The sequence below is a fragment of the Roseateles sp. P5_B10 genome, from assembly GCF_056400485.1.
The window spans coordinates 1-3,657 of record NZ_JBFULE010000541.1; the positions used below are offsets into that span (position 1 = coordinate 1).

At 69.8% G+C, this 3,657-nt stretch carries 5 protein-coding genes; 2 read left to right on the forward strand and 3 right to left on the reverse strand.

Translation table 11 applies throughout. The features are described from left to right. Nucleotides 1–665 (forward strand): aldo/keto reductase (locus tag AC1DU6_RS23475; RefSeq protein WP_477859987.1); only part of this gene is annotated, 665 nt, incomplete at its 5' end. 6 nt (nucleotides 666–671) lie between these two features. Here the strand turns inward: AC1DU6_RS23475 and AC1DU6_RS23480 are convergent. Further along, on the reverse strand, nucleotides 672–1,142 hold the full coding sequence (locus tag AC1DU6_RS23480; protein ID WP_457320311.1) for a MarR family winged helix-turn-helix transcriptional regulator: 471 nt from the start codon (nucleotides 1,140–1,142) through the stop codon (nucleotides 672–674). Between the two features lie 36 nt (nucleotides 1,143–1,178). Here AC1DU6_RS23480 and AC1DU6_RS23485 point away from each other — a divergent pair, with 36 nt between their 5' ends. After that, nucleotides 1,179–1,910, forward strand: coding sequence for a siderophore-interacting protein (locus tag AC1DU6_RS23485; RefSeq protein ID WP_457320313.1), 732 nt, complete (start codon nucleotides 1,179–1,181; stop codon nucleotides 1,908–1,910). Between the two features lie 7 nt (nucleotides 1,911–1,917). Here the strand turns inward: AC1DU6_RS23485 and AC1DU6_RS23490 are convergent, their stop codons facing one another. Both AC1DU6_RS23490 and AC1DU6_RS23495 read right to left on the reverse strand, forming a co-directional pair. After that, nucleotides 1,918–3,348, reverse strand: a complete 1,431-nt coding sequence (locus AC1DU6_RS23490; protein WP_457320315.1) for a sensor histidine kinase — start codon at nucleotides 3,346–3,348, stop codon at nucleotides 1,918–1,920. Between the two features lie 10 nt (nucleotides 3,349–3,358). Next, the coding region (locus tag AC1DU6_RS23495; RefSeq protein ID WP_477859990.1) for a winged helix-turn-helix domain-containing protein at nucleotides 3,359–3,657 on the reverse strand (299 nt) is incomplete at its 5' end.

A 3,657-nucleotide genomic window follows, 5' to 3' on the forward strand; every position in this document is an offset into this window, starting at 1 on the left:
AGTACATGCTCGCCAGCCTGGATGCGAGCCTGAAGCGGCTCGGCCTGCCCTATGTCGACATCTTCTATTCGCACCGCCCCGATCCCGACACCCCGCTGGAAGAAACGATGGGCGCGCTGGACCAGGCCGTGCGCAGCGGGCGGGCGCTGTACGTTGGCCTGTCCAACTACTCGGCCGCGCAGACCCGCGAAGCCAGCGCCATCCTGCGGCGGCTGGGCACGCCCTGCGTCATCCACCAGCCGCGCTACAGCATGCTGGACCGCCACGTCGAGGGCGGCCTGCTGGAGGTGCTGGCCGAAGAAGGCATCGGCTGCATCGCCTTCTCGCCACTGGCCCAGGGCCTGCTGACGGAGAAATACCTCTCGTCCATCCCTGCCGACTCACGCGCTGCCCTGGGCGGCTTCCTGAAGCCCACCGACATCACGCCGGGGCGGCTGGCGGCGTTGCGCGCGCTCAAGGCACTGGCGGATGCGCGTGGGCAGACGCTGGCTCAACTGGCCCTGACCTGGGTGCTGAGGCAGCCCGGCATGACGTCCATCCTGGTCGGCGCCAGCCGGCTGGGCCAGATCGACGACGCTCTCGGCATCGTCGCGGCGGCGCCGCTGACCGATGCCGAGCTCGCGGCGGTGGATGCCGCCCTGGCGCTCGAGAAGGCCGCCGGCTGAGGCAGCTCAGCCGCCGGGCGCCTCCAGGTTCTCGCGCAGCTTGGCCAGCAGCGCCAGCAACTGCTGGCACTCCGCCTCGTCCAGCCCGCTGACGGCCTGGGCCGACACGCGCTGAGCCTGCTTGCGCACCTGCTGCTGCAATGCCTTGCCCGCCGCACTGACCTGCAGGTGCACGCTGCGCCTGTCGGCCGCATCGGCGCTGGCTTCCAGCAGGCCACGCTCGCGCAAGCCCGCAATCAAACGCGCCACCTGGCCCTTGTCGCGCCCAGAGTGCTGCACCAGCTCGCTCTGCGTCGCGCCCGGGCGAGAGGCAAAGAAACCCAGTGTCTTGGCCTCCATGTGGCTCAGGTCATGCGCGGCGTCCTTCAGCGCCTGGAACTGCAGCGAGCGGAACCGGTGCATGACCGAGTGAACGCTCTCCACGACCTCTTCGGCGAGGTTGCCCTTATTGTTGACAATATCAACTTGTTTGCGCATGATGGATGACATTATCAACCAATGTTCCAGCCCATCATGTCCGACCCCACCACGGCGCCCGTGCGCCGCATCCAACGCGTTCGCCATGAGCTGCTGATGCGCGACCTCGAAGTCAGCCGCGTCGAGCAGCTCAGCCCACACTTCGTCTCGGTGACCCTGCACGGCGAGTCCCTGGCGAGCTTCCGGTCCGACTCCTTTGACGACCACGTGAAGCTCTTCTTCGGTGAAACGGATCGCCGCGACTACACGCCGCGATCGTTCGACCGCGAGCGCTGCGAGCTGACGATCGAGTTCGCGCTGCACGGCGCCGGCGCCGCCTCCGACTGGGCCGGCCAGGCCGCGGTTGGCCAACACCTCAGGGTCGGCGGCCCCCGAGGCTCGATGATCATCCCGACCGACTACGACTGGCACCTGCTGATCGGTGACGACTCCGCCCTGCCAGCGGTGCATCGCCGCCTGGAAGAACTGCCGCCCGAGGCGCGCGTCATCACGGTGTTGCAGGTCGGCGACGCCGCGGACCGCCGGCTGTTTACCGGCCGTGCGCAGACGGAAGTGAACTGGGTCCAAAGCCCCGAAGCGCTGCAATCCGCCGTCGCCGCGCTGAAGCTTCCCGATGGCGAAGGCTTCGCCTGGGCCGCGGGTGAAGCGTCCGCGATGGCCTCGGTGCGGGCCCTGCTCGTGGCCAAGGGCTTGCCCAAGGAAGCGCTGAAGGTGGCGGCCTACTGGAAGGCCGGCGCCGCAGCCTTTCACGAGACGCTGGAGGCCTGAGCCGAGTTCAGGCCTTGTGGCCGCGCGGCGAATCAGCCAGCGGTAGCCGCACACGGGCGTCCAGGCCCGACACGCGCGCACCTTCCATCCGATTGACCAGTTCGATCTGGCCGCCCAGGGAATGAACCAGGGCCAGGCAGATCGCCAGCCCCAGGCCTGATCCCTTGCCGGCATCGCCGACGGCAAAGGGCAGGAAGAGCCGCTCCTGCTGCTGCGGCGTCAGCCCCGGCCCGCCATCGGCAATCAACAGCTGCGCCATGCCCATGTCGAGCGACAGCGCGATGGCCAGCCGCCCGCCCACCGGCGTGTGCTGGATGGCGTTGTGCAGCAGGTTGCGCGTCAGCTCGCGCAGCGCCCACTCGTGGCTCTCGACGGCCGCGGGCTCGGTGTGGATGTCGAAGTCCAGGCCCTGCTTGGCGATCAGCGGCGCCAGGTCCAGGGCCACGGCGCGCGTGATCTCGGCCCAGTCCTGCGTCGGCATGGCCTCGCCCGGCTGGCGCATCTGTTCGGCGCGCGCCAGGGCCAGCATCTGGTTGGCGAGCTGGGTGGCGCGGTTCACCGTGGTGTCGATTTCGGCCAGGGCCTGCAGCGGCTCCACATCACCCTGGCGGGCGGACTGCACCTGCACCTTCAGCACGGCCAGCGGCGTGCGCAGCTGGTGCGAGGCGTCGCGCACAAAGCGCTTCTGGTGCTCCAGAAGCCGCGCCTGTCGTGCCAGCGCCTCGTTGGTGGCGACGATCAGCGGTGTCAGCTCGACGGGCAGGCCAGGCGCCTGCAGCGGGCTGAGGTCGTCCGCGTCACGCGTACGCAGCGCGGCGCTGAGCTCGCGCACCGGCCGGGTGGCGCGCTGCACCACGGCCCAGACGACGATGGCGATGACGGCCAGCAGCAGCGCCTGGCGCCACAGCGTGTGCAGCAAGACCTGGCGCGCGAGGCCGCGGCGCAGGTGCAGCGTCTCGGCAACCTGGATGGTCGCCAGGCCCATGCCGGTCTGGCCAGACACCGGCTGCAGCAGCACGGCCATGCGTACCGGCTCGCCACGGAAGCGCGCGCCGTAGAAGTCCACCAGCGCCTGGTAGGCGCCCTGGTCGGGCAGCTTGCCCGTCCAGTCGGGCAGGTCCTCGTCGCCCGAGACCAGCTCGCCTTTGAAGCCTCGCACCTTGAAGTAGAGCCGGCTGCGGCCATCGGTCTCGAAGGCTTCCAGTGCCGAATACGGCACGGGCGCCAGCAGCCGCGCCTGCTCGCCGCTGCCCGCCACGCCGAGCAGCTCGCCAATGGCCTTGGCCGACGCCAGCAGCGTGCGGTCGTAGGCGGTGTCGACAGCGCGCAGCGTTTCGCGGTAAAGACTGAACGTGTTGATGGCCACCAGCAGGCCGACGGGCAGCAGGATGCCCCACAGCAGGCGGGCGCGCATGGACAGGGCGGCGAGGCGCTTCATCGGAGGCGACTCAGTCGTCCGGCTGAAGCAGGTAGCCCAGGCCGCGCAACGTCACGAGCTTGGCGCTTCCTGGTGGCAGTCGCTTGCGCAGCCGGTAGGCCACGACTTCGATCGCATCGGGCAGTGCATCCGCCGCGTCCGCAAACACCAGTTCGAAGAGCTTGTCCTTGGCCACCGCCTGGCCCGGTCCCACGAGCAGCGCGCGCAGCAGCGCGGCCTCGCGCGGCGCCAGGTCCAGCGGCTGGCCCTGGTGATAGACGGCGCCACTCTGGGCATCGGCGCGCAGGCCGCAGAAGCTCGGTGCGTCGG

Coding starts and splice junctions, on each gene's coding strand:
- AC1DU6_RS23485 (WP_457320313.1), top strand. CDS start 1,179: ATGTCCGACCCCACCACGGCGCCCGTGCGCCGCATCCAACGCGTTCGC.
- AC1DU6_RS23490 (WP_457320315.1), bottom strand. CDS start 3,348: ATGAAGCGCCTCGCCGCCCTGTCCATGCGCGCCCGCCTGCTGTGGGGC.
- AC1DU6_RS23480 (WP_457320311.1), bottom strand. CDS start 1,142: ATGCGCAAACAAGTTGATATTGTCAACAATAAGGGCAACCTCGCCGAA.